Below are 26,947 nucleotides of genomic sequence, written 5' to 3' on the forward strand. Positions count from 1 at the left end.
ATTTGCTTACTAATAGCGGTTTTACATGCATAAATATAGTATTATTTTACTTACCACAATATGTCAAAGATCGTTTTTTCGTTTTTTAGGTATCGGAGAAGCTACAGGTTTATAAATAATCTCTTTCTATTAGTTCTGCATCTCCAATTTCGTCAGATATGACTATTACATCTCCAGTATCTAAAAAGGATTGCATTTCTTCAAACTCATCTACTTCATCTCTTCCAGATGTTAATAATTCTACTGCGTATTTTCCGTTTATTATTCTATACATATTTTTCGTTTTTAGCGTAGCGAATTAGCTACTGTTTTTATGACATCATACGATGTCGGTTGATACTTAAATTTTAGACATAAAAAAACACCTTAAATAAGGTGTTTGTGGTAAGTAATTATGTGTTTAACGGCTTGGATAAACCATCATTTTAGTTGTGTTTGTTTTAGAGTTATATAGTTAAAGCTAAAAAGAAAGACATCCTTAAAAGCGCTAAGAATGTCTTGTTTTTTTTGGAATTATAGGCTTGTGCAATGGTTACTTTTGTTGTAGCACTTTTATTTATTCATAATTCATTTGAATCAATCCATCCCCTTGATTCTCTCATAGCCGTTTTTAGCATTTTCATTGCCTCTTCTAACGATTTAGTTGCTCCTTTCACATAAGCATTTTCCCACGGTTGAGAAGATTCAGGAATTAAGTACTCCAAATGATATTCATCATGTCCTGCAATCAGGACAACATAATTTGGAGACGTATAATCATTTTCATTTTGAAGTATCAAATGGTAATGAGAGGTCAACCCCCATATTTCAGTAGTCTTAAATTCTGAATCAATTTCTTTTATCCAATTAATCATTAATTCTCCCAGGTTTGAGGAAAACTGATTGTCACTATTTTTCGCTTCATCATAGAATTGAATCAAAGTCTTACTCTTTTGGTCTGTATTTCGTTTTAATGACATCTTTGTTTAATGTGCTACAACGTCTCTTGTATGATGCGTTTGCATCCCGAAGGGTGCATATGCATTATACAAATTGTTATGTTCTTTTTTTTATTTTATCAATTGCGAGTTGAAATTTTTCGGTATCAAACCCTTTTTGCAATTCAGTTAATATTAGTTTTTCTTTGTAGTTTTCATTTAGACCGTTCAATGATTTATCATCATCAATTATCAAGAAATCCGAAATCTTAAATTCCTCAATAAATTGTATTATTTCATCTTTTCTAGTATTACATTCTTGATATTCAGGTAGAAAACCCTTTATCTCTTTTTTAATATGTCGATTTTCAAAAATTTGATTGAATTCCGTTAATGTCTTAACAGTTCTTCTTGTTGAGCTTAACCAAATTTCGAAATCAGATTGTTCTAAAAGTTTGTTTAGATTATCCACACAATTCATATTGAATTTAGAATATCCGTCAACATCTATTTCGTCTGCTTTCCACATAGGAGTTGTGATTAAAACTCCGTCTAAGTCAAGTATTAGAGTTGTTCTACTCACTTTAAATCACTCATTGAAATATTAGAAAGTGCGTTTTCTGACTCAAGTAGTAAATCATCAATCTTCGATTCTATAATTTCAAATTTCCCTTCATTAACTAAATTATTCATCCATTTAGGTCTGTGAACAGATTTAGCATCGTCATGCCAAGCAATATTTATAAAATTCCATTTACTTGAATCCACCCCTTTACTTTTAAAAGTAGGTTGAATGATTATTGCTTTAAAAATATCATTATCAATCCAGTCAATCCTTCTTTCCTCAAATCCAGCAGTTGGATCCCAGTCTCTGTCAATCGTAAGTTTAGCTTCCAGTTTTTGAGATAGCTTCATGAGTTTTGGATCAATTTCTTTAAATCTGCTCATTCTTTTTTAATTGAACATAACGGTTTGGCTAAGCTGCGTTTTAATGCAGTTTAGATGGTGTTATACACTGGCTTTTATTTATATTTTTTCGAATTTAAAAAATCAGCATGTTTATTTAATTCATCTGTAATTTTTATTTGATTCGGTTTGTTCATGTTTAACATCCAAGCTTTATTTCCTATGTCACTACTTTGAAGAACAATTGTATCTCCAATTTCAGTCCAACCAATTGCCCATTTATTCGCATCCCCAGCTCCAGTATTCAATTCAGCTAATTTATTATTTTTCCTTTTTACAGTTGCTTTTATTTTAAAATTACCAGTTGGTGATTTAATCAATTCACTTTCATAACCACTAAAAAAGCAACTAGAAAAAGTCAAAGTGAATAATATTAAAGTCAATTTACGTTTCATTTGGTGGCTTGTGTACAACGTATGAATAACAGGAATTCCTGTTATTTCCACTATAACTGGAGTTCCTGTTATTTTTAAATTTTGTAAATATTTGCTTATTAATAGCGATTTTACATTCATAAATATAGTATTATTTTACTTACCACATTATGTCAAAGAACGTTTTCCGTTTTTTAGGTATCGGAGAAGCTACTGTTTTTATAACATCCTATGATGTGGATTTTAGTTAAATTTTAGACATAAAAACACCTTGAAAAAGGTGTTTGTGGTAAGTATAATTATGTATTTAACGGCTTGGATAAACCATTATTTTAATGGTGTTTATATAAAGTTAACCCGTAAAATTTAAAAAAAAGACATACTTAAGAACGCCAAGACTGCCTTGTTTTTTGTAAAATTATAGGCTTTTGCAATAGTTACGATTATTAGCCGCTTTTAAATTTATTAATATTCGATTTTTATTGGGATAATCCATGAATCATTTTCTTGATCAATCATTCCGCCAATTTCTTCAATTACAACTCGATCCGTCACAATTAGCCCTCTTTGGGCCATTTTATCAATATAATCGATTCCACCCTCTAAGAAGTTTTGCCTGGTCCTGTGAATATTGAATCGATTAGAGAATTGTCTATCAAAAGTTTTTTCAATTCCGTTCTTGCCAATCATGAAGCCTATTAAACCGCCCCAAGTTGCGGTTGGATTATCAGAATCCCATCCTGCCAAAGTTCCTATTTGTATGGTTTTTTTCAAATCACCCTCTCCATAAAACAAGCTTACCAAACTAGATGCAAAGTTTATCCCTGCGGCAAAGCAACCATTACAATACAAATTTCTCGATGTAATGTTATATCCATCTTTTTGTTGAACCTGATAACGGTAGTAAATTGAATCTCTGGTTTGTTCCCATGGTATACCTGACTCGTATAATTTACGTGAATAATCAAACATTTTTGCCGGATATGAGCTATCAGGTAGTACTTTTCGTGCTTGAGTAGCCATCCAGCGAATGCGCTCATTGAGGGGCTTATCAGTGTTTAATGAGGCTAGTGAATACATTGTGACATAGAATTTTGAAATGTATTCAGCCTCTCCATGAGCAGTAGTTTTTATTGGAAGATCGGCAATTTTGATTGCAATATCTGCTCGGCCAGGGGCAAAAAATCCAAAGAGCTCGGTAGTCAATTGTGCATCGATCATGTCATAATGTTCATTCCTCTCAGGACTGCCGGTTTCTGGGGGTAGAATACCTTGTCTCATAAGGTCAAATGCTTTTTGATTAGACACCCATAAATAGTTTTCTTCTTCGGCTTTTATATGTTTTAACCAACCCTCCCGTATTTGTTGTGGTGTTAGGCTACTTACCTTGTTTTCGTACATCAGGTTTTGATACATATATTCAATATCTGTATCGTCATCAGCGCCCCATACCTCCGTGGTGTCCCTGAATACAAAATTAATAGTAGGAGACAGTTCACTTGGAATACCCTGGCCCCAAATACTGGGTTGGTCTGGCTTACCCCAATCTTCACGGGTATAGAAATCTCCGGTCTTTAGTTCACCAATATTACCAATCTTATCCATCTCGGTGACCAGACCTGTCCAGTTTGCAATGCACTTACCTAACCAAAAACCGTATAATTGATTCTGGTAGTCTTTACGGGATAGAACAATACTTTTCTTCTTCTCTTTAATAGAGATTTCCGTAGCTTGATTATTCTTTATTTCAGTCTTACACGAATAGAGGACTAGAATAAAAAATGTTATTCTAATAAGGGTTTTCATAATTTTTGCTAACAGCAGTCTGTCTTAAAACTACCTATTAAGTTTCCAATTTACACCAAATTTTAAAACTATGTAGCTATTTTTAAAACTTCTTGATTCTTACAGAATACGAATTTAAATACGCTACTATTACTCTGATCATTCCCCAATAATTAGAACAGTATTTAAAATTTAAAAAGTGTTTTCTATCTCTTTAAAATCAGGTTTTTTCATGTCTTTTATTTCAAAGAATTTCAATAGCATAGCTCATCTTTGTTCAAAAAACTCAATTTTATTAGATTTTTATTTTTTGCGATTTTGGCATTGAATTTTATTTTTTCAAAAAAACTTTGAAGTTTAATTTTAGTAGACGTTTTAAATTCTATCGCAACGTTTATAGTTATATATCCATTTTTGTTGTTCGTAATCAAAATTACATGTCTTCCTTTATCAAACTTTTTCTTGAAAGAGTTTATATCATTGATTATATTAAAACCTTTCTGGGTAAAATTATATTCCTTGATTATGTTATTTATCTTTTTCTCTACATTTTTTTTCTTAAAATAACTTAATATAATTATGATAGTCATCGTAAGAATAAAAATTACACACACAATATAACCTTCCATTTTCTTTAGTAGTATTTATATTTTTGTGTCAAAATGCAGATTATGATTCTTGTTTGATTTATTTTTTTAAATTAAAGTTTATTCAAAATATTATATCCATAGTTTCGCTTTCTGATTATGTTTGTGTAAGCTTCCCCATTTTTATTTTAATTCGTAATAATACTCGGTTTCATTATCCCAAAAATCCGTTATTTTCTTTTCTCCGTTGGAGTAATCTAATTCAGCGTTTTGGTTTTTCTTTAACAATTCTAACAACTGTTTGTCAGATTTTATTTTTTCCTCAATTGCTGGAGTTTGAAGAGTAATTTGTGAATCAGTTAAACCTCTGCTTTTCAAATTAGCCTTGATTGATTCTATATCTATGCTTAAATAATTTTCCATACTTGAAATTATCCCTTTAAGCATATTATTCTCCATAACCATAAAATCAAATTTTACAGGAGTTTTGTCTGCTATAATACTTTCATCATAATAGTGTTTTAACTCCGTATTCTGAATCATTTGCTCTTTTGTTAAATTGACTATTCCGTTCGAGTTTGTCGGAATAAAGCTATAAGTGTAATAGCTCAATGAATCAATATAAATGTTCAGATGACAGAGAACGTTTTCGATTTTTAAATTTTCACCATTTTTATCCTTTAACTGGACGCTAATTTTTTTTGGTAAAAGTGGATGTTTTTTATTATGTAATTTGTTTGCGTATTCAGCAAATTTTTCTGGACTATCAATTTCCATCGTTTTTTTATTGTTCTCTTTGCAAGAGAAAATTATCATTAGGAGTAATATGTAGATTGGCTTTCTCAAATTATAGCTAACGTTTTGGCTAAACTGCGTTTTAATGCAGTTTAGGTGTTGTGCTTGTTGCACAAGTGAAATATATTGAATAATTACGTATCTTAATGTATGCAAGGCAAGAAAATCTATCAAGAAAAATTATTCAACAATTTTCAATTAATTGATCGTATTCCAAAGGAGAACTTTTATTGTCGTTTTTTAGGTGTTTTGGACTTTGATTATTTATATGAACTTACCAAAGTCTATTATGGAAGAAGCGAACAAAGTCATGTATATGGCAGCTATTACTTATAACTTAAAGAAATACCTAAAATTCATTATAAAACAGCAAAAAGTGGCACAATATCACTTGCTTTGATCATTTTCAATATAAAGTCATTATTTGGTAACTATAGCTGGATTTTAAGCGGTGTAAACTTTAGGTTTCAATAGGAAAACTCAAAAGAAAGGCACTCTTAAAAGTGCTAAGACTACCTTGTTTTTTGTGAAATTCTGGGCTTTTGCAACGGTTACTTTTGTTGTGCTTTCGTGTTATTCTATTTTTTCGCCATTGAGAAGTTTTATCAAGTCTGATTTTGTATTTGCGTTTGGTTCAATTTCCTTAAGCTCATTTAATTTAGTTTTAATTTCTTCATTCCAATTACTGGAAGTCCAAGATTGAAGAGTTCTTAAAGACATATTTCTATTTCTAGTAACAGGGCTGTCTAATCCGACTAGAATTAATTTTTCTCCCTTTTTTGGATAGTTTTCTAAAAACGTTATAACACTGTCTAGAGAAGAATACTTTTGATAGTGCTCTCCAATTCCAGCTGAATCTTTTGGTCCAGAACCTAAAAATTTTAATGGTAAATTCTTTATTGCAAAATCTATGATTTCTTCAACATTATTTTCTTTTGCATTAACAGTGACATCATTCCAAGCTGAACTATCCACTGGGTTTTGCTTTAGTTTTTGCCAAACCGTATCCCAAAGGTCAATTCCAAGTTTTTGGGCAGCCTGTTTACCATTCCAATATGCAACATTATCAGAGCTTTTTAAAGCAATTTGTACTTCTGTTGTCCAATCTTTAGAGCTTAATAATTCATTAATATCAATCAAACAATTGGATAAATCGTTTTGATTCCAATTCTTTAGTATTTCATTTTCTTCAGATGATTCTTCCAAATAATCTTTAATTCTATGAAGTGTTATATAATTTGAAATATTGAGGTTTCGTTTTTTTGAATGTTTAATAAAGTTTTGAATAGTTTCGCTTGAATGATCATAACCCGACATTCCAATAGCAGGACCTTCATCCATTAATGAAACAATAATATCGCTAGCTGAAGAATAAAGATTGTCGTCAATAGATTCTGTGTTAAGTTTTTCGTTTAGCATTCCATTTTTAGCACAGGTTAAAGCTAAATACTCATACATTATGTTGTTTTTATAGCCTTCAAGTACCAACCAATCTCTGATTTGGTTACTTAACTCCATCTCCGCTAATCTATCTACTAGTTGTATTTTCCCCCAACCGTCGACTTGTTTGGCAAGTTCCCACAAGTCATTAACTAAATTATCAGATAAATTTGAAATAGCGATAGTTGAAAAAACCGTGAACTCATCGTGAAGCCCCAATATTTTAATATCGTCTATTGGTTTCTGGTTTTGACATAATCCCAGAATAGCAATTCCAAACTTTACTGTATTTCGATTATTTGTTTTAGTAGCTAGTTTATTTGCATAATTATATAAGTACGGTTCAATTGGTAATGAACTTTGCATTAATTTTTGTAAAAACTCGTCTATAATCCCAATTACATTTTCACTCTCTGTTACTTCTCTGTAAAAGTCAAATTCACTTTGGTTATCTCCATTTTTGGCAATTTTTTTAATTAGGTCGGCAAGTTGTTTTATTTTAGATTTTTATTCTTCTGATTCATCAGCTCCAAACATTGCATCCATTTAGGCTGGTGCATATTTTATTTCATCATCACCCTTTTTTTCATCTGGCAATTTTTTACCAGTTTCATTCAAAGAACCATCCCCATTAAGATTCCTTTTTAGATGCATTAGTATTGAATCATCCGTTTCCCATTCAAGGATTTCTTTTGATTCTTCTTTATTTAATATTTTTTTAATCCAATTTATCATTTTTGGGTTTTTCTTGCATGAAGCACAACGATTAGAATATGTTGCGTTTTAATGCTATTTATTCTTTTGTAATATATGTTTTTTTGTTCTTAATTGAACTTAAATACGACTTAAATTCAAGCAAAAAACAGTTGTTCAAAAAAACTGCGGAGGTTTTGTGTAAAACCAGCGGAGGAAATGACCAAAACCTGCTGTGGTTTTGAGGAAAAGCAGCGGAGGTTTTTGGCAAATGCACTCAATGTATTAGAAAAACACCACAATTCAGTGTTTGAATTGTGGTGTTTGTATGTTTTGATTTTGAAACGTCTTTGCGAGAATTTTGTAAAATTCGTGGCAATCTTATATTTCAAATAACAAAACTGTTATGTGATAAACAGATTACCGCGCTATCGCTCGTAATGACGTTTCAGAGCACTTCTCGATTTCAAAATTTCATTCGAAGTGACGTTTTGTATTTTCCTTAACAGCATCCGCCACCATCGTAATGGTAGGTAGAGTCTGAAATAAAGATATCGTCTCTTCCTAAATCCGCTAAGGCTTGTGCCGTTTTATCACAGATAGCAATTGGCTGATTCTTTAATAGAATATGACCTTTTTCGTCATCGAAATAATCTTCTGTTCCAAAGTAGATCGCTGCTTTTCCAGTGAAAACACAAGGTCCGTCAGCTGGCATTGGATCTTTGATCGCCGCTACTTCAATAGATTCTATATAAATTAATTCGTCTGTTGGATAATTTTTAGGATCTAAGATACGGTATGGCTTTCTAGCACGAATTTCTATCGTTCCAAATCCTGCATCTGTCAACATTTTTACATATTCAGCAATTGGTAAACTTCCACTTAAGCACAATGCACGTAAACGCTCATCGTTACGTAAAGTTTCGTTCATTGGTTGCTCACAAGTAGGATCACTCATGACCAATTTTCCATGTGGTTTAAGTACACGATACATTTCTGCGATTGCTCTTTTTAAATCTTCTGTTTTAAAGATGTTGAACAAGCAGTTTTGCGCCGCTACATCAATACTATTATCTTCTACAGGTAAGTTTAATGCATCTCCTTTTCGTAGGTCTACAAATTCACTTTTAAACCAATCATTTAGTTCCTCTGCTTCGATAAAGTTTTTACGTGAAGCTTCCAACATTTCATCTACGACATCCAATCCAATAACTCCGCCTTTTTGACGATTGAAATATGAGAATTGTAATAATTCCATTCCACCACCAACGCCAACATACAGCATTGTTGGATTGTTAGTTAAATCACGCGCATGTACAGTGCTTCCGCAACCATAGTTCATTTCTTGCATGATTTTAGGAATTTTTAATCCTGGTAATTCCCAAATTGGGTTTGTAGTACAACAAAGTCCAACATCAGGAATGAGTGCTGCTTCTTTGTATACGTCGTGTGTAGTTTCTAAATAGCTCATGAATCGTTTCAATTTATTTTTTCTTCATTAGTGTGTCTAGTCGATACGCATCCCATTCTTTTGGTAACAGGAGTAAGGCCAACAATAAAATTGCTCTGTACATCACATGTGATAAATCCCAGATTGGTTCAACCAAACCATGTCCGAAAGTTACAATTATTAATACAGATGCCAAAGCATACAATGTGTAGTCGCGTTTTAGTCCAATTATTAACAACAAACCTCCTAAAAATTCTACATAGGATGTATAGTATGCAGTTCCTTGCAGTAAAAAGTCTGGTAAAATACCATCATAGGTTTTTGCAAAAAAGTTGTTGTATACATTGTCTACACCAAATTTGAATATTTTACCAAATCCTTGAAAGAAGAAGATAAAACCTAGCAATAGTCTGATGATGAGTAGGGCTATTTTTTTGTTGGGGTTCATGTTTTCTTGGGTTTTGGATACTAGCTTTTAGCACGATTCTTATAACCTTACCTTTTGCATTTAAAATTTAGCATTTCAAAGTACCGAGTTTTGTCACGAATTCACGAATTTTTTGTTTTACTCACAACTCACAACTCACAACTATATCACAATGTTTTAATAAGTTCGCTAAAGAGTGTAATCATTTTTGGTTCAGCTTTTCCTGCAACTGCAATGATGTCTGCAATATCTACAGGTGCTAAATTATCAGGATCACATTCGTCTGTAAGCACAGAAACTGCCAAACATGGCAAGCTTAAATGATTTGCCACAATGACTTCAGGAACAGTACTCATTCCAACCGCATCAGCACCAATGATTTTGAGCATTCGGTATTCGGCACGTGTTTCCAATTGTGGTCCTACAACACTTGCGTAAACACCTTTTTGAATGTCAATATTTTGATCGGCAGCAATTTTTTCAACCGTTGCAATCATGTCTGCATCGTATGGAGCGCTCATGTCCGCAAAACGTTCTCCAAATTCGCTAACTCCTTTGAACGCTAATGGCGATCCACCTTGTAGGTTGATATGATCGTCGATGATCATAATATCTCCTTTTTTGTAATCAAGGTTGATAGCTCCAGCAGCATTGGAAACCAATAGTTTTTGGATTCCTAGTTTATGCATAATTCGAATCGGGTAGGTGATGTCTACAAAATCATAGCCTTCATATAAGTGGAAACGTCCTTGCATCACTACGACTCTTTTTCCTGCTAAGTGTCCAAAGACAAGTTTTCCGGTGTGGAATTCTACTGTTGCCAATGGGAAGTATGGAATGTTGTTGTAGTGTGCTTCGGTAATGATGTCGATATCGTCAATCAATTTTCCTAAACCTGTTCCTAATACGATTCCGATTTCTGGATTGTCAAATCCTTTGTTTATTAAATATTCGGTTGTTTCTGTGATGTGTTTTAACATAAATATATATACGTTTTTAGCGCTTTATCAATTTTTTGACCGCTCTTTGGTCATTACTTTTTAATTGAACTAAATATACACCAGAATTTAAGTTTGCTAAAGAAAACGATTGTTTTTTTACACGCGAAGGTTCTGTAGCAATGACTTTGTTTCCTAAAAAGTCATATACAGCAATAGCTAGTTCGTTTTGCGAATCGTTTGCCACTTCAAAATAATCATTTGCTGGATTTGGAAATACGTTTACAGCTTTGCTTAAGCTTTTTTCGTTGACGCTTAATAGACTACACGTAGCGCCTGAAAATGGCGTAATTTTTCCAAAATCCCAGAATTGATTGAATTGTAAACAGTAGAATAATACTCTATCATATTCAGAAATATCATCTCCTGAAGGAATTGAAATGGTAAAACTTTTTGCGCCATTTTGGTTTACACTACCAATAGCTCCTACTAAACCAAATTGAAGCGCATCTAAGTTCGCAACTAAAGAATTCGCTAAAGCGGCATCAGACAAGCCATTAGATTTTACAAAATAGGCTCTGATATCTGGACCAGCTGCCGTCATAAAGTTATCGGCTAAATCTAAAGTGACAGTATTGTTTGCATTGAGTGTTACAGAAACATCACCGCTAATATTGTATGAGGAAATGTTGGTATTGTTTCCAAAATCAGTGGCGGCTTCTGTACATTGGGCATTAATCAGTTGTGCGCTAAAAATAGCGCATAACAATACGAGTAATTTTATTTTCATAGCTTAGCTTTTTTTAATGCATATTTGTAGGAAAAACGCACATTATGTAGTTATTGTAAATAGTTTTTAAAAGCCTCGTATGGTTCTAAATCTTCCGCGTGGTCAATATCGTTTAATGTTTCTAGTAGATGAATGTTTTGGTTTTCTAGATCTTTCAGTGTGTCAGCCAAAACCGTTTCTGTTCCCCAATTTTTTGGAGCAAATGCTGCTTTGTGTAAGGTGTTCATGCCTAACAAATAATAACCACCATCTTGTGCTGGTCCTAAGACAATATCGTTCCTATTTAAAGCTTCAATTGCTTCTTCAATATGTTTGGGTTTTAGATCGTATAAATCGCTTCCAATAATGATTACTTTTTCGTAATTCTGTTGAAATGCACCTTTAAACGCGTTGAGCATTCGTTCTCCTAAATCGTTACCGAATTGAGCCCTCTTCTGATATAAATCATCGGGCCATATATCGTTCTGTCGAACTGAAACCGAATACCATACACATTTATCCGTATTTATTTTTTGAAGAACACTTTCAGTATGTTCTAAGAGTTTGATATAGACTTCTAAAGCAGCCTTTTCACCAATACCTTTTGCCAAGCGCGTTTTCACTTTTCCCAATTCAGGATTTCGTGTAAACGTCATAAGAAGCGTTTTACTTGTATGCATTTTATTGCTTGTCTTTTTTAGATTTTTTCTTTTCGAAGATTTTTACACCTTTTTTGAGCCAAATACTCCAATCTTCGTTGAAGGTATGTACATTCTCGGTAGTTTCTCCTTTGTTGTTTACTACTGGCTGATTTTGGTTTTTCCATTCAAAAATTCCGCCATAAAGATTGTATACATTTTTGTAACCCGCTTTCTTGAGTTTTTCACCGACATCTTCTGAGCGAATTCCTAATGAACAGTAAACGACAATTGGTATATTTTTGTCTTTTGGAAGTATTTTTTTTATTTTTTTTAATTTGAATTTATCATAACCAACACAAACTGCATTTTCAATATGACTGGTTTCATATTCTATTTTTTCACGACTATCTAACAGAATAATATTTTGTTTTTTAGTCAATTCTGCAACTGTAATGTAGGGAACCGTTTCTTTATTCTCTTTTTGTAAGAGACTGTCGAGTGCAGTTTGTCCGTTTGCGAAAGCAAGAGAAAAAAGAGCAATGATATAAAGAATGTACGTTTTCATTATGCAACCGTTCCTTGACAACTACTTCCTGCACCAGCAGTACAACCGTAGCAATGCTGTGAGATGATGATATTTCTGTTACTTAGTAATTCTTCGTTGTATTCTGAAATGTGTTTTACTTTGCTCGCCACTTTTAAATCGAGCATTTGGTTAAAGTCACAGTCGTATAACCAACCATCCCAACTTACGGAGATTGTATTGGTACACATGACATTGGCAACAGCACCTGGGTTGAAGGCTTCTACCAAAGAATACATGTAATCTTCGTAGTTTTCAGAAGCAATTAGATAATCCAAGAAACGGCTTATAGGCAAGTTTGTAATGGCAAATAAGTTGTGAAATTGAATTCCAAAATCTTCTATCAATGCTTTTTTGAAATCTTTTTCCATTGCCATTTGATCACTTGGTAAGAACGCTCCTGATGGATTGTATACCAAATCTAAACGTAAATCGCTATCTGGCATTCCATAGCCAACTGCATTCAACTCTTGTAAGGCTTTGATCGACTTGTCAAAAACTCCATCACCGCGTTGCTTGTCTGTCTTTCCGCGGGTCCAGTGAGGCATAGACGAAACAACATGTACATTGTGCTTTTTGAAGAATTCAGGTAGATCATAGTATTTTTTATTGGAACGAATAATTGTAAGATTGGAACGGACAATAAAATCTTTGACACCAATTTTAGAAGCTTCTTCTACAAACCAGCGGAAATGCGGATTCATTTCAGGAGCTCCACCCGTTAAATCGAGTGTATGCGCGCCTGTTTTTTCAATGACGTCTAAACATTGTTGCATGGTTTCGCGCGTCATGATTTCCTTTCGGTCTGGACCTGCATCTACATGACAGTGCGAACATACCTGATTGCACATGTATCCTACATTGATTTGTAAGATTTCAATCTTTTTAGGTTTTAAAGGAAATTGATTTGTTTCTTTTATTTTGTTCGCAAACGTAGGCAATTCACCACTTTGAAAGATTCCGTTTGATAGGATTTCCAATTGTCGTTGTGTACTTGCTAATTCGCTTTCTCTTTTTTGAAGGGACTTTGTCGCCATTGATCAATTTTTTATGAAACTCAATATAGTAATGAGTTGATGAGGTTTTTATACCTTTTTATTTCAATTTATGAGATACTAACTTTCGTCAGTATGAGTGATTTGTATAGTTTTGCTTTACAAAACTAACAATCTACTCACATATCTAATTTATTTACTTTATTCATCATTTGTACACCATGTACTAAGGTTGCTCCACTTTTAATAGCTGAACCTACATGTACGGCTTCCATCATTTCTTCTTTGGTAATTCCACGTTGCAAACCATCTTTTGTATATGCATCTATACAATAAGGACACTGCTCTGTATGCGCCACGGCTAATGCAATTAATGATTTTTCTCGTGGTGTTAGTGCTCCTTCTTCAAATACTTTTCCGTAGTATTCAAAGAATTTATTTCCAAGTTCTTCACTCCATTCTGTGATTGAACCAAATTTTCTTAAGTCTTTTGGATTGTAATATGATTTATCCATGTGTTTTGTATTTGTATTTGAGATTTGCTAAAATACGCAAAATCAAACAGTCTATAATGAGACGTGATTTTTTTCAAAACTTTACAGGAATCTTATTAAAAAGTAAAAATCCCAAGAATACACTTGGGATTTTTGGAAGTTCATTGATTTCATGTACCTAACTATCTATGAATGACTACAACCTCTATTCAGAAATACACATGATTTTATCTTTGAACTTTCAATAGATAAAAGTACATGCTTCTGAATTTCTATACTCTAGGGAATACCTTAAAAATAAAAGGGAAAAAAACCCTTATTATGAAATTTGGACTGTAAGAATTGAATAATTAGCGGTAATCGTTCGGTAAAAAATGTCAAAAGCTACCGTATGATAGCTTTTGATGTTTTTTTAATGTTATATTTTTCTAAGGAACTAATGCAGATGGAATATTGATCATATCTGCTAAGCGTAAATAAAACATTCCCGTTCCAGACATTCCTAACATTAAGCCTGCATTTTCGTCTTGCCCAATGGTTTGTCTACTAGGATCGTTTACTCCACTTGGAAATACAACTCCTGTAGCGTCGTATTTTGCAATTCCGAAGTCACCAGCATTTCTAGCAATTTGTGCATATTCCGGATTCTCTAAAACCTGACTAGCATATAGTAAAATATCAGCATTTCCTGCTAAACCATGACATAGTGAAAAATTCGCTTGTGAGTTTGGATTGGTTTCTTGAATCACAGTTCTTTTGGTGGTTTCAATGGCAATTTTAGCTTCTTGTAAAAAGTATTCATGTTTTGTCATTTCATAAGCTTTTAAGTGTGCAATGGCAATTCCAGCTGCTCCATGACACCACATTACTCCGTAAACGGGTGGTTTTGTACCATCATATTCACGTAAATCTGGCCAATTTTGAGTTTGCTGATTGTACCATTGTTTTTCATAGTTGTATCCGCCTATAGCAGCATGCCAATATACTTCATCTTTTGTGGTAGCATATAATTCTAACAGTGCAGAGGCAATTCCAGAAGCACCATGTGAATATCCTGTTAATGCATTGGTTTTATCAACAGTCATCCAAGAATAAATATCTCCTTGCTTCATAGCTTTATTCAATAAAAACTGACCACATTTTTTAGCAATATCCAAGAAATCTTCATCTTGTTCAGCGTAGTATAATTTTAATAAAACAGAGATAGCACCTGCAGCTCCTGAAATGATATCTATTTCATAATCGGCAATGTCTTCATCTTTTACCGATTTTACATACGAAAGTGCTCTGTCAACAAGTTCTTTATTTGCTGATTTTTGACCAATTTTCCATAAGGTATATCCAACGCCTATTTTTCCAGAGTAATATCCAAAGTTATTTACTTTTTCTCCATCTAAATTAGAATAGATGGTTCTGAGTGCACCGTTTAATGTGTGCAAAATAATAGGATCTTGTGTTTTGTCGTAGAGCTCTGTTAAGAATAAAGCAATTCCCGTAAGACCGCTATAGAGTTCAATCCCACAAGCTTTGACAACCGTTTGGAATTTACCATCTACACCAGCTACTTCATGACTAGTCCAGTTACACATATCTTTATACCATAGCGCTTCTTTGGCTAAATATTTACCAATATTATGTGCAGTTTTTACATACATCTGTACGTCTTTTTTGAGTGTGGTTTCTATATTATTCATAAGTAGGGAACGTTGGCGTTAATGCTGTATGTTTGTTTAAGTGTAAACGATCCAAAGACATTCCTTTTCTAGCTAGAGAATTTACGACAATGTCAAAGGTTTGTTTTGTGTTTTTTTCTTGTTGAAAAGCTTCTACCAAAGCAGCTGCAATGGTTGCCGATCTACTCATTCCAAAACTTTGCCCTTTCCCTGGATCTTCCGCGTAACTAACTCCTTTGAAAAGTTGTTTGGTAAACATCGGAATTTCGTCTACAAGATACGGCTCTAAGTTTGGAATTATACTATTTAAAATTATTGCGACAAGCTGTACATGTTTTTTGTTGATGTATAAAACGGCCGAATCAGATCGAACGTAGAGTTCAGGATGATTTAGGCACTTGAATTGGAACGGGATTTTGTAATCATTTAACGTTGTTGTGAGCGCGTTGATCAGTTTGGATGCGCCTTCTGGTGTAACATTCCAATAAAATCGTCCAATTTCTACTTCTTGTGGAAACATTTCATTGCTAAACGCGTGATAAAATACAGGTTGAATATTTCTGTTTTCTTTTTGACGTGTTAAGTTTACAAATGTATTTACAGCAGCTTGTTTTTGTTGTGGATTAGCAAATTGATACCCATTTGGTTGTAACCAACGTAACTCACCATTTTTTTGAATGTATGTGTTTCCTGTTGCTGTGTCTATATTGTAAACTTTCCAATGATAATCTAATCCGCTTACAGAAGCATTTGCTTGAGAGAGTTGATTCATAAATTCATCACGATCTGCTTTTGGCGGAATCTTGGAAGTATGATCGCCACTTTTAATACTGCAATAAAATTTAGAATATATCGTATTTGTCAATGCATTAATCAAGTTGGTGCGTTGTTGTTGTGAGTCCACGGTACTATTGCTTCCAAATGATTTAAAATCTTCAGCAAATGTTTGATACGGCATTTGGTTTTGAACATATTCTTCTTGTCCATGTACTTTATAAGTGCTTAAGGAAGTAATTTCAATAGCCTTAATTATTTGCTGTACTTGTTGTGAGTGTATATTGTCTTTCATGATCTTACGCTATTAAATTCCATTGTTTAGCAATTCCTTCTACATCTTCAAGTATGTGATTGCAAAATTGTAAAATGCGAACTGAATTTGGGTACATTTGTTTTTGAGCCATGTTGTTTTCAAAAGCAGTTTGAATCATTCGTGCAGCCATGTATGAGAGTGTTTTGAATAACTTTTCTCTAGCTTCACTTTCAGTAAATTTCTGTACAGATGCATAGGTGTTCCAAAGTAATTTTACAATAGGAGTTATGGTTTCTATTGATAAAAATTCGGTGCCTTGCATTTGTTTATGTTGCTGAATGCTTTGATTGTTAAAACTTAAAACCCAAGCACTAAAGTACGATTGAAATATGCCTGCAACATCCCATAAAGGATCGCCTAAATCAGCAATTTCCCAATCGATTAATTTTACATCTTCGTTATTAGGCATCACAATAAAATTCATCCACTTAATATCGCCATGAATCAAACTCGTAGTTTCCCATTGTGAAGCTACTTTTTCCATTCGTTGTACCAAATCTTGATGCTTGTGAATTTCAGCAATTACCGTATTACTGATGCCTTTAGGATTGTTTAATAATTGACCTGTATTTAAGATCCAAGGAATTTGCTTACTGAAAAATTGCAACGAACTGTTGTTTTTAATTTCATCCGTAATATCAAAATGATACGAAGCTAAAATATGCGCCATTTTTACTGCGTGCGGTTCTGATAATTTTTTATCTCTATACACAGTTTCGTGTATGTTTTTAGAGTTTGCAAAATATTCTGTTACTAAAATATTGTGATATGGATCGTATCCATAATAGTCTGGAATATGTGTTGCGGTTTCTTTATATAAATCTGATTGATGAATTAAATAATGACTTGTAGCATCTTTCTGCATTAAATAACTATTGGTAGGATCTTGTGTCATTAGTTGCTTAACAAATAATCCTTTGTCTTGTTGTTGTTGAATTTTAAATACAGAATTTCTGCTTTGTGTTTGTGTAAGCATATAATCTCCAGACATGAATGAAGTAGGTTCTAAAAAACCTTTATCAAGTAGATAATGAGTGATATTTTTCTTTGTTAAGCGCATAATAATTTTTGAGTTTTGAAAGCTGCCTGCATTTACAGGCAGCTTTGTTATAATAATAAAATAGCTGTATTTATTACAAATAAGCTATGATTAACACACTGGCCATGCACCTGTACATGCACGTGTTGGGATACAGTTCACAACTGGGATACTGTGTACTTGCGCTTGTGCTTCTACATTTGCATCATTGTGACATCCTTCGTACGCAGTACATCCTAGAAGGCTTGTTTGTCCACATCCAATTTGTGTACATACTGTTGCTACAGTTCCGTTTTGGCCACAGCCTTCATAAGCTGTATGACCAATTGTTTGTGCTTCTGCATCACCACCTGGGCAAACAGTCGCAGGACCTGAACCAGTTGGAGGAATACATCCTTCATAACCTGTACATCCAATTAGGTGTGTTGGTTGTGTACATCCTTCCCATCCAGTTGGGCCAAAATTTTGTGCTTGTGCATCTCCTGTAGGGCATACAGTTGCCAATGAACCTGTTGGAGGATTACATCCTGGTACACGTGTAGGAGGACAAACTGTTGCAAATGATCCTGTAGGCGCTGTGCATCCTTGTGTTCCAGTTGGGCCATAACAGTGACCAGGTTGTGTACAGCCTTGTGTTCCAGTTGGGCTATAACAGGGACCATGTTGTGTACAGCCTAGAGTTCCAGTTGGGCCAGAATTTTGCGCTTGAGCATGTGGTACTGTAATTGTACATGCAATTGCTGTTGCACAGATTGTAGACGGTGGTGGTACAGTTTGCGCTTGTGCATGTCCTCCTTGATTACATGTTAAAGTTACTGGTGGGATACCGCACGTATGGAACCAGGTTTGCGGGATCGTACAACCCTGCGTACCTGTAGGTCCAACATTTTGTGCATGTGCGCTGCCGGGACACGTTACCGTGATAGGCGGAATTCCACATCCATGAAAAAATGTAAACATAATAATTAAAGTTAAAGGTTAATAATATGATTTTTAAAATCTTACGATTTTATAAATTGATAATTAACTATCAATTTTAGGTTAGTATTTTTTACTGTCCGCATTTCCCGCATCCACAAACTGGTATACGTACTCCTTGTGGTTTTGGTACCGTGTTTCCTTGAACAGTATTTGCGTATTGTTGGTATATATCTCCTTGAAAAAATTGGGCTGCATTTTGTTGCGTTTGCGCCTGATTTTGAGCTTGATTTCCTTGAGTATAGGAAGCTGCATTTTTGATCCAAATTACGGTTCCACCAATTGGATTCTGCGATTTGGTTACTTTTACATGATGTACAATGTCTTCATCTTTTACAATGAATGAAGTCTTCAATGCTGGATCTAAGTAGAAAGTGATATTATCTTCTTCAGTACCTTCTCCCACAAAACCATATACCATTAATAAATCTTCTACTGTTGCGTCATTTTTCAAAAGACGCTTTGGTAATTCGTCTAATGCCAATTTTTTAGCCATAATTTTAAGTTTTAATGTGATTAATGATTTTGTAAAGTCTTATTTTAGACTGTCAATGGCTTGCATTAATTCTTTACCATTAGGAGTTCCTAATCCTGTACAAGGATTCCATCTTTCTGAAGCTAGATATAAGTTGTTGTTTCCTTCTACTATTTGATGAAATGAAGAAGTACCGATCAATTCGTATAGGTATGGATTAATGAATCCTAGTCTATAACCTAAGTTTTGATTCATACGTGCTATTAAAGCTGCCCAAAGTGGAGTTGCTAGACTTGTTCCTCCGACTTTTATCCATCTTCCTTGAAAGAAAATTGTATAACCAGAAGCATCAGCAGCATTCGCAGCTATGTCTGGAATTCCTCTTCCTCCAGCTGCGTAGTATAGTTCAAATTGAGGAAATTTTTCGATGTATTCTTTTGAAGATTTTACTTGGTATTGTTGTTCTGCAATACGTTGACTGAATCCGCCTCCCGTTGCTACTTGTGATTGTGCAGTAGACTCATTCCATACTACTTCCGCAGCAATTTTATCATCCGTAATGTAGGTTTGTGTTCCGCCACAAGCTAGTACGTATGGAGAATTTACAGGGACATTTACGTTTGCATAAGTTTTGTTATTTAAAGCTCCGTTATCACCTGAAGCTCCTACTACGGTAATTCCTTTTAACGTTGCTTCATGAAATTCACTATTTAATTCAGTAATTTCTTGTTGTGAGTATCCTAATTCTGATCCTGCCCAACTAATTGAGATTACTGACAGTTTATTTTCAGTATCTGCCAGAGCCATTTTCATAGCATTTAGAATAGAAGTTCCATAATAGATGACAAATTTTGCTTTTGGAGCCAAGATTCCAGCTACTTGTATGTCTGCAGTTACTTCTACATTGTCGTTTTGAGGTGTTGTTGTTGGCGCACCAACGATTTGAATTTCTGGAACTGATGTGTTGTATTCTTGAAAGAAGTTTTCTAAATCATTTTGTTCAAATTGTCCACCTAATTCAATAATCCCTATAGTTTGTCCTTCGCCATCCCCATCAGGGAAGTTGTAGCTCTCTGCAATTTCAAGGACACTATATCCTTGAGATGGTTCTTGAATAGGAATTCCATGACCACGACCCACACGTTGTTCAGGATTGTTTTTAATAAAACCTGTTTTTTGAGTAGGATTTGGAATATCTTCAGGACTCACGTTTGCCTTTTGTTCTTCATCAGCAGCATCCAAGTGAATATCTCCTTGAGAACTTAAAAATACAAGAGGAATAGTTGAAGTGCCACTTTGTGGTTTGGCAACGTCATCCGAGTTAATTTTGATAGTAATTTCTCGTGCTTTTTCATCAAAACTAACATCCCAATGTTGTGCTTCAGCATGTTCAATGATGTCATTTGCATCTTGTTTACTTGGCGCAAAGATTTCTGAGTATGCAGAATTTGTCAAGTATTTTCGATTTTTTGGATGTTTAATAATGGCATTGTCAATCATTCCTTGTTGACGTTCTGTGACTTCATTTATTGGAACATAGACTTTGATTTCAATTGTATCTGACTGTGGCGTATTGTCTTGGGTAGATTCCATAAAAATGTAAAGGTTAGTTATGCTTTATCAAAATTCCATAATACACCTATAATTTGGATGCGTAGTTTTACTTAATTTTCAGATTGAGTATTATCACTTTTTTATCAGAAAAAAACTACTTATTTGTAATTTTAAAACAATTCTCAGGAGATTCTTGTAATTGATTATCAGTTGATTATTAATAAATTTTGATATTTTGGCAAGAAGGGAATATTCTGGGTAGCAAGTAAGAAAGAACAGTGAAATTATTGAGTGAAATATTGTTGTGATTTTACTTTACAAAAAAGAAAAGTTCCAACATTTATATTGATCATAAATGAAGGAACTCGTAAGTTCAAGAAAAGTGTCAGACAAATTAAATATTGCAAGTTTTAGTTGCGATTTAATATGTTTAAATAATTTGATGGATTCACTCCTGTATGTTTTTTGAATGTTTTTGCAAACGATTCTGTATTTCCAAAACCTAGTTTTTTTGCCAATGCTTTTACAGTATTTTTCCTCAAAGATGTATCTGTTTCTAGTTCTTTTAACACATAATTAATACGTAGATCATTGATATATGAGCTAAAATTTTTTTCATAATGATTGTTAATAATCCTAGATAAATACTTTGGGTTTGTTTTTAATTTTTTAGCCAATTTTTGCAATGTCATGGGTTTTAAGTATCCTTGAGTATGTTCAAAATCAGACAGTCTATCCATAACATTCAAAATAATATCATCACTAATTTTTAGTGATTTTACTTTTGATGTCGACTTCTCTTTTTGGAGAAAAAGCGAGGAGAAAAAGAATGTGATTTTTTGTAACAATCGTGACATTTTTAGTTTGATTAAAAAAACAAGGCGAAAAGGCAAAAAGTGTTTTTATCTACGTGCTCTAACCAACTGAGCTACTCTCCTTTATAGTGTGATTTTAGTAGGAGAGGCAGGACTCGAACCTGCGACACCGGCATTCTAGTGCGAAGTATCACTTTTTTACGGCACTTGTTTTATATTTTATATTGAAAATATTAGGTAAAAAACCCAAAGTGTATTTGCCACATCTCATCTTTGAGACGGTTAGGGCTCGAACCTAATTTAAACCTGAAGTAACACTTTAGTACGACACTAATATGTATGTTTTTTATAAAAGGAAAAGCAATAAAAACGAATAGGAGTTTAGTGCGATTTAAAGTCGAAGTATTCCTATACTAACGGCATTTTCCAGAAACTTTATACGATAAAAATGAGAGGTAAAAAGTTGAAGTGTTTTTTAAAAGGTTTTTGCAAACCCGCGTGAAATCGCCGAAGTAACACTTGTGTACGACACTAACATTTTTATTAAAAGAAAAGCAATTGAGCGAATAGGAATTGGGTTTCTTTTGGATCGAAGTATTCCTATTCTGACGGCATTTTCTTTGTTTTTATAAGGTGATTTTCAAAAGGACGACTTTTTCTGGGCGGTATTCAAACCGCTTATTTCAAAAAACAAGAATTTCACTTGTAACCAGACGCGTATGAATCGAAGTATTTCCTTTCTACGACACTTATAATTTTTATTTTCAATGAACTTTTGAGCAGATAGCGAGAATCGAACTCGCTCCGATAGAGTGGAAGTCTATCATGCAACCAAAAACACTTTATCTGCTTGTTTATATTTGATGAAACAAAGGTGGGAAAGTAGTGCGCAATTATTTTACGCACTACTAAAAAAAACTTACTGCAACTACTGGAGTACTGAAAAAATGATACTCATTTTATGGTGAAAAATCACGTTTTTTGTAGTAATAAAAAATCAAAAGTCATAAAAGATAATTGAAGCTTTAAAATCATATTTATGTTGCTGAAAATGGAAATTCAACATAAAAACAAGTTAAAGTTTAACGCTTATTTGTTTTTTACGGCGCTTATAAAATATTTGAAGGAAGTACTACTCTTTATGTCTATTTTTAAGAAAATATAATCTCCTTCCATACCAAAATATATAGTAATTATCACCTAATCTGAGTAAGCATTGCTTATTTGGAAATAGGATAGGTATGCCAAATTTTAAATTACACGAAGCGCATCATTTCAAGTTATTAAAAAGGCTTGAGAAAATGGATGAAATGGGAGTCCCTAGTTTCAGGGAGTTATCAAATACTGCTGATTGTGAATATGAAGATAATTTCAACTACTACAGTGAAATTTATATAAAAAAATTGATAAAAGATCTGAGTAGTTCTTTTCATTTCAAAAAGGAAAAATTTGATGCGGAAAACTACATCATTAAGAAGAACTATAGAAAGGAAGCTTTAAAAAGTAGCGCAGTAATAAAGGATAATATTAGACTTGCTAAAGATAAAATACAGCTTAACAAAGCTCCATTATCTTTGGATAAGTTTTCGAAAGAAATGGAAGATATCTATTATAAAAATTTGTCTAAAAGTATTGCATTAAAATGACAAAATGTTACTTGGATAATCATGTTAGTGGAAATAAGTATGATATACAGATAGATACATCAAATGAAACGATTTCTTATACGTATATAATTCATTTTAAAGGATCGGATAAGCATCCTGCAATACTATTAAGAACAAGTGATGAAAATTTACTTTTCTTCTTCCTACAAAAAGTATACGGACAACCTGAGGTTAATAACCTTAAAAAGGCTATATCTAACGAATTTATAAAGGAACTCAAAGATGTTGGTTTTTTTCGAAAAATAAAACCATTGGTGTTTTTGTACAGTAGTCTACCCACACATATAAAAACAGCTACTACTGAAACGAAAAAAGGTGAAAAGTCCCAAAAAAAATCTCAGAAATCTATGGTTATTCAGCCTTGATATTTTATCTTGGCATCAGTAATGACATACCAAGAACTACTTACAGAAAATCAGTCACAGAAAGCAAAGATTTTTTCACTCAAAGAGCAACTTTCTCAGCTTTATAAATTATTGAGCGGTTTTAAATCTGAATGTTTTGTGGAAAATATAATTGAGGAACAGCTCAATTTATTTTCAGAATCGCATCCAGAAGCAATTACAGAAATTTCCAAAGAAACGATTACCTATAGTAGAGAAAAGAAAAAACATTGTGGTCGTAATGCATTACCAGGACATCTTCCAGTAAAAGAGATTGTTATAGAACCCAAAGAAGATATTACTGGATTAAAGAAAATCGGAGAAGAAGTTACAGAAAATCTTAAAAAATTACCTGATTACAATATTCAAAAACTAGAAGATTTACTACCTAAATCACTATGAATCAAGTAAACATTAAAAATTTTAGAACATTTGTAATCTTTTTGTTCTTAAGTACTAGCGTATTAGGACAAAAAGTAACATACAATCATATCGTTAATCCTAATGATCAAGATACAACTGAAGTAATGACTTTATTTGAAAATTACTTGAGTTCTAAATATAAGAAAATTGAAAATTCTTCATGGAATTTGGAGGAACTAGAAAAATATGAAAACTATGATTTTTTAGAAAATGAATTTCAACCATCATTATATATGGGATTTCCAGTTCATGTTTTAAGCATTAAGTTTAATAAAAATATCTGTGAAATTAAAGCACAATTTTCTTATTGCAAAGATGACGGATCTCCATATATATTAGCAATTGTAAACTATTATGCTAAAAAACAAAATGGAATATATAAGCTGTATAATGCTTTAAATATAAATAAATTAGATTGGAATTGCACAACAGTAGGGCTTATAGATTTTTACTATCCGAAATACCATAAGCTTAATTTTGAAAAAGCATATAAATTAAATGATTTTATAATACAGACCTGTGAGAAATTCAAAGTAAAGCCTAAAACATTTGATTATTATCTTGCTGATAGTTATGATGAAATTCAAAAGCTAAAAGGAATAGATTATTATATTGGAATGGGAGGTAAATTGTATCCTAAAGGAGTTACTGACACTGTGAATAATAATGTCTATTGTGGCGGTTTGGGAGAATATTATTTGCATGAGGTTTTTCATGTTCAAATAGATCAACACTATCCAAATAAGCATTTATGGGTTTCAGAAGGTCTTGCCACATTATTAGGCGGCAGTCGAGGAGAAAACTTAAATTGGCACATTAAACGAACAAATTCTTATCTACAGGATCACCCTGAGATAAATCTAAATAATATGCTTGCACTAAAAAATTTAGATGACCAAACTACGTATCATTATGTTCTTGGAGGTTTGATAGCAAAAAAAATCCTAGAAAAAGGAGGATGGAATTTAGTTATAGAATTTATGTCAAGCGGAAAAACTGATGATGACTATTACAACGCTATACAAAAGTATCTCGGAATTAAACGATTAGACATTAATAACTACTTACGAAAACAACTACTCATAGAATCAAAGTATTAGCATATTACAGTTTAGAAGCGGTTCATATTCCTTAAATTTTGTAAGGTGTACTTGCTTGAATGGATACATCCTAAGTTTGAAAAAGTGATGTTTTGAATTTATTAAGTGAATTTTTTTTGAAAATTGACACCCATGAAAAGAGGAAATATTGAAGAAAATAGAAAAAAGAAATGAAGAGTTATACCCTCTGATATTTATAAATTATGATACTATGTAAGAATTAAAAGATTAGTCATAAACATATATTTGATGAATATTATGGAAATCTCGAAAAAATAAAAAATGAATAAATATTAGTGAATACAAAAGGCTTTCGGTTTTCCGAAAGCCTTCATGTTTATGGGGAGTGAAAAATTAATCCAACTTCATATTTTTAATTTCTGATAATGCTTTTTTACCATTTCCAATAGCATGCATTACTTCAAAAACTTTGTCACTCCAACCTGCAATTAAATGCACGCCGTTTTGTTCGATTCGCAATGGTGCTTGACCATGACCCATCAAGTCAAATAAGTATAATTTGGCATGTGGCGCTACGTTTCGCTTATACTTTAACCATTCCTTTTGGATATGATTGTTACCATACGTGCTGTTCCACATTTGTAAATCTGTAAAGAAGAATACTTTGTCCATTACTTTCTTCTTTTGATTTAAATACTCAATTACTTTGTAACCATTAGTCGAATAACCTACTTTACCTTCTATTTTTTTCAAAGCAGTTACATTACGTAAAATACCTTTTTTAGGTAACGAATACGTCATCCAACGATCACCAAAAATACCTGTAATCGTATTGTTAGAGCGGTTTTGTAATAACATCGCTAATACCAAACCAATATCATAACATTGTATTTTGCTTTTACCAGAAACTGGACTAAACATAGAACCCGATACGTCACAGGCCATTAATACACGTGTATGAATATCGAAACCTTGAATGTTTTGCGCACTAATTTGAATAGCATCTTCCAATGCTTCCAAGATGTACGATGTATATGGAGAGTCTACCAATTGCACTTCATTGTACGCTGACAAGAATCGGAATGGTAACTGGCGCGAATTCAACACTGCTTTTTCATTACTCAAATACGCAGCTACTTGCTCCATACACGCTGGAGAAACATCTGCTTGTAAAATGTTACGTAAGTTTCGCATGATTGCCATATAACCTACTTTTTTACTTTTAATTAAAGTTTCCCAAGTGGCACGGACAGCTTCTTTTTTTGCTGTAATAGAAGCATAGTTTTGCTGACCAACTTTTGATAATTCAACTTCCCATGTATATGGTGTTTCTAAAGTATCATTTACGATTTTATTAAACAAAAATTGTTGATCCTCATTCGCTGGTTTTGGATGTGTTAAGAATAACGCATCTTTTAACGTTACTTCACCTTTACGATTATATTTTGCAAACTGATATTCGTCAAACTTTGTAAAAGCCGCAGCAATACCTTTTTGTACTTGTTTTGATAAACGATTCAATTTTTTAACATCATTTCGTTTGTTTGCCAATTGGTAATATGCCAATAATTCTGTGATTTCATCGGCACGCTGTATGATATTGTGAATAGTTTTACTTACCAAATTATCGCCTTTATGAATTTTACCCAATTCTACTGCTAATACTACAGGAATTGATCGTAAGTTCATTTTTGTACGTGCGTATACAGCTAACTTGGCTACAAATACAGGATCGCAATTTCGAATCAATTTTCGGATTCGTTTCACACGATCGGATGTATTTTCATATGTAGTTTTTTCTAAGCTAGTAGTTACTACGGCACTATACAATTCCATTTCTGGAGTCATTTTATAGGCTTTCTCACCTTGATGATTTGTAATGACTTGTGTACGTTGTTTTGTAAATACATTAAATTTCATCGTTCTGTTTTTTAA

The 26,947-nt window shown here is 33.1% G+C and carries 30 protein-coding genes and 1 tRNA gene; 5 read left to right on the forward strand and 26 right to left on the reverse strand.

Annotation, left to right across the window (positions count from 1 at the left end):
- Positions 1-109: 109 nt before the first annotated feature.
- The 7 genes from MK119_RS14485 to MK119_RS14515 form a co-directional block, all read right to left on the reverse strand.
- A complete protein-coding gene (locus MK119_RS14485; RefSeq protein ID WP_290680095.1) occupies positions 110-274 on the reverse strand; it encodes a hypothetical protein in 165 nt (54 codons plus the stop codon).
- Positions 275-560: 286 nt separating this feature from the next.
- Positions 561-959, reverse strand: a complete 399-nt coding sequence (locus MK119_RS14490) for a hypothetical protein (protein ID WP_290680097.1) — start codon at positions 957-959, stop codon at positions 561-563.
- Between the two features lie 76 nt (positions 960-1,035).
- Entirely contained in the window at positions 1,036-1,500 is a 465-nt protein-coding gene (locus tag MK119_RS14495; protein WP_290680099.1) for an HAD domain-containing protein, read from the reverse strand.
- On the reverse strand, positions 1,497-1,865 hold the full coding sequence (locus MK119_RS14500) for a hypothetical protein (RefSeq protein WP_290680101.1): 369 nt from the start codon (positions 1,863-1,865) through the stop codon (positions 1,497-1,499). The genes MK119_RS14495 and MK119_RS14500 overlap by 4 nt, the downstream gene beginning before the upstream one ends.
- A 74-nt stretch (positions 1,866-1,939) precedes the next feature.
- A complete protein-coding gene (locus MK119_RS14505) occupies positions 1,940-2,398 on the reverse strand; it encodes a hypothetical protein (RefSeq protein ID WP_290680103.1) in 459 nt (152 codons plus the stop codon).
- A gap of 324 nt (positions 2,399-2,722) precedes the next feature.
- Positions 2,723-4,063 (reverse strand): ADP-ribosylglycohydrolase family protein, encoded by a 1,341-nt coding sequence (locus tag MK119_RS14510; RefSeq protein ID WP_290680105.1) that lies wholly within the window; start codon positions 4,061-4,063, stop codon positions 2,723-2,725.
- Positions 4,064-4,812: 749 nt separating this feature from the next.
- A complete protein-coding gene (locus MK119_RS14515) occupies positions 4,813-5,406 on the reverse strand; it encodes a hypothetical protein (RefSeq protein WP_290680107.1) in 594 nt (197 codons plus the stop codon).
- Positions 5,407-5,574: 168 nt separating this feature from the next.
- Between MK119_RS14515 and MK119_RS14520 the strand changes: the two genes are divergently transcribed.
- Positions 5,575-5,760, forward strand: coding sequence for a hypothetical protein (locus tag MK119_RS14520; protein WP_290680109.1), 186 nt, complete (start codon positions 5,575-5,577; stop codon positions 5,758-5,760).
- A gap of 237 nt (positions 5,761-5,997) precedes the next feature.
- On the opposite strand, the gene MK119_RS14525 is transcribed toward MK119_RS14520, so the two are convergent.
- The 18 genes from MK119_RS14525 to MK119_RS14610 form a co-directional block, all read right to left on the reverse strand.
- Positions 5,998-7,230, reverse strand: a complete 1,233-nt coding sequence (locus MK119_RS14525) for a hypothetical protein (protein ID WP_290680111.1) — start codon at positions 7,228-7,230, stop codon at positions 5,998-6,000.
- A 180-nt stretch (positions 7,231-7,410) separates the two neighbouring features.
- Entirely contained in the window at positions 7,411-7,599 is a 189-nt protein-coding gene (locus tag MK119_RS14530) for a hypothetical protein (protein ID WP_290680113.1), read from the reverse strand.
- Between the two features lie 460 nt (positions 7,600-8,059).
- Entirely contained in the window at positions 8,060-9,028 is a 969-nt protein-coding gene (gene arsM, locus MK119_RS14535) for an arsenosugar biosynthesis arsenite methyltransferase ArsM (RefSeq protein ID WP_290680115.1), read from the reverse strand.
- Between the two features lie 13 nt (positions 9,029-9,041).
- Complete coding sequence (locus tag MK119_RS14540; protein WP_290680117.1) at positions 9,042-9,455, reverse strand: DoxX family membrane protein; 414 nt, start codon at positions 9,453-9,455, stop codon at positions 9,042-9,044.
- 146 nt (positions 9,456-9,601) lie between these two features.
- Positions 9,602-10,414, reverse strand: a complete 813-nt coding sequence (locus tag MK119_RS14545; protein WP_290680119.1) for a purine-nucleoside phosphorylase — start codon at positions 10,412-10,414, stop codon at positions 9,602-9,604.
- 16 nt (positions 10,415-10,430) lie between these two features.
- A complete protein-coding gene (locus tag MK119_RS14550) occupies positions 10,431-11,162 on the reverse strand; it encodes a DM13 domain-containing protein (RefSeq protein WP_290680121.1) in 732 nt (243 codons plus the stop codon).
- A 50-nt stretch (positions 11,163-11,212) separates the two neighbouring features.
- Positions 11,213-11,797: a TIGR04282 family arsenosugar biosynthesis glycosyltransferase gene (locus tag MK119_RS14555; protein WP_290680123.1), complete on the reverse strand. Its 585-nt coding sequence runs from the start codon at positions 11,795-11,797 to the stop codon at positions 11,213-11,215.
- Positions 11,798-11,822: 25 nt separating this feature from the next.
- Entirely contained in the window at positions 11,823-12,347 is a 525-nt protein-coding gene (locus tag MK119_RS14560; protein ID WP_290680125.1) for a rhodanese-like domain-containing protein, read from the reverse strand.
- Positions 12,347-13,402 carry an arsenosugar biosynthesis radical SAM (seleno)protein ArsS gene (gene arsS, locus MK119_RS14565; protein ID WP_290680127.1) on the reverse strand — a complete coding sequence of 352 codons (1,056 nt, stop codon included), beginning with the start codon at positions 13,400-13,402 and terminating at the stop codon, positions 12,347-12,349. The genes MK119_RS14560 and arsS overlap by 1 nt, the downstream gene beginning before the upstream one ends.
- A 137-nt stretch (positions 13,403-13,539) precedes the next feature.
- Complete coding sequence (locus tag MK119_RS14570; RefSeq protein ID WP_290680129.1) at positions 13,540-13,875, reverse strand: arsenosugar biosynthesis-associated peroxidase-like protein; 336 nt, start codon at positions 13,873-13,875, stop codon at positions 13,540-13,542.
- Positions 13,876-14,282: 407 nt separating this feature from the next.
- Positions 14,283-15,548, reverse strand: coding sequence for a lanthionine synthetase LanC family protein (locus MK119_RS14575; protein WP_290680131.1), 1,266 nt, complete (start codon positions 15,546-15,548; stop codon positions 14,283-14,285).
- Positions 15,541-16,596 carry a T3SS effector HopA1 family protein gene (locus MK119_RS14580; protein ID WP_290680133.1) on the reverse strand — a complete coding sequence of 352 codons (1,056 nt, stop codon included), beginning with the start codon at positions 16,594-16,596 and terminating at the stop codon, positions 15,541-15,543. The genes MK119_RS14575 and MK119_RS14580 overlap by 8 nt, the downstream gene beginning before the upstream one ends.
- A 4-nt stretch (positions 16,597-16,600) precedes the next feature.
- Positions 16,601-17,677 (reverse strand): phosphotransferase, encoded by a 1,077-nt coding sequence (locus MK119_RS14585; RefSeq protein WP_290680135.1) that lies wholly within the window; start codon positions 17,675-17,677, stop codon positions 16,601-16,603.
- Between the two features lie 90 nt (positions 17,678-17,767).
- On the reverse strand, positions 17,768-18,616 hold the full coding sequence (locus MK119_RS14590; protein WP_290680137.1) for a hypothetical protein: 849 nt from the start codon (positions 18,614-18,616) through the stop codon (positions 17,768-17,770).
- A 91-nt stretch (positions 18,617-18,707) separates the two neighbouring features.
- Positions 18,708-19,130 carry a hypothetical protein gene (locus tag MK119_RS14595; RefSeq protein WP_290680139.1) on the reverse strand — a complete coding sequence of 141 codons (423 nt, stop codon included), beginning with the start codon at positions 19,128-19,130 and terminating at the stop codon, positions 18,708-18,710.
- A 39-nt stretch (positions 19,131-19,169) separates the two neighbouring features.
- Entirely contained in the window at positions 19,170-20,702 is a 1,533-nt protein-coding gene (locus tag MK119_RS14600) for a S53 family peptidase (protein WP_290680141.1), read from the reverse strand.
- Between the two features lie 371 nt (positions 20,703-21,073).
- The gene (locus tag MK119_RS14605; RefSeq protein WP_290680143.1) at positions 21,074-21,511 is read right to left on the reverse strand and encodes a helix-turn-helix domain-containing protein; all 438 of its coding nucleotides are present in this window, start codon (positions 21,509-21,511) and stop codon (positions 21,074-21,076) included.
- A gap of 745 nt (positions 21,512-22,256) precedes the next feature.
- Positions 22,257-22,328: transfer RNA gene (locus tag MK119_RS14610), tRNA-Gly, on the reverse strand.
- A gap of 391 nt (positions 22,329-22,719) precedes the next feature.
- Between MK119_RS14610 and MK119_RS14615 the strand changes: the two genes are divergently transcribed.
- From MK119_RS14615 to MK119_RS14630, 4 genes are read left to right on the forward strand one after another with little or no spacing between them, the layout of a single operon-like run.
- Positions 22,720-23,124, forward strand: a complete 405-nt coding sequence (locus MK119_RS14615; protein ID WP_290680145.1) for a hypothetical protein — start codon at positions 22,720-22,722, stop codon at positions 23,122-23,124.
- Entirely contained in the window at positions 23,121-23,510 is a 390-nt protein-coding gene (locus MK119_RS14620; RefSeq protein WP_290680147.1) for a hypothetical protein, read from the forward strand. Before MK119_RS14615 ends, MK119_RS14620 begins: the two co-directional genes overlap by 4 nt.
- A 21-nt stretch (positions 23,511-23,531) precedes the next feature.
- A complete protein-coding gene (locus MK119_RS14625) occupies positions 23,532-23,930 on the forward strand; it encodes a transposase (protein WP_290680148.1) in 399 nt (132 codons plus the stop codon).
- The gene (locus tag MK119_RS14630; protein ID WP_290680150.1) at positions 23,927-25,051 is read left to right on the forward strand and encodes a hypothetical protein; all 1,125 of its coding nucleotides are present in this window, start codon (positions 23,927-23,929) and stop codon (positions 25,049-25,051) included. Before MK119_RS14625 ends, MK119_RS14630 begins: the two co-directional genes overlap by 4 nt.
- Before the next feature lie 354 nt (positions 25,052-25,405).
- On the opposite strand, the gene MK119_RS14635 is transcribed toward MK119_RS14630, so the two are convergent.
- A complete protein-coding gene (locus MK119_RS14635) occupies positions 25,406-26,932 on the reverse strand; it encodes a TROVE domain-containing protein (protein WP_290680152.1) in 1,527 nt (508 codons plus the stop codon).
- Positions 26,933-26,947: the final 15 nt, after the last annotated feature.

This window comes from Kordia sp. (assembly GCF_022447245.1).
Lineage (GTDB): Bacteria > Bacteroidota > Bacteroidia > Flavobacteriales > Flavobacteriaceae > Kordia.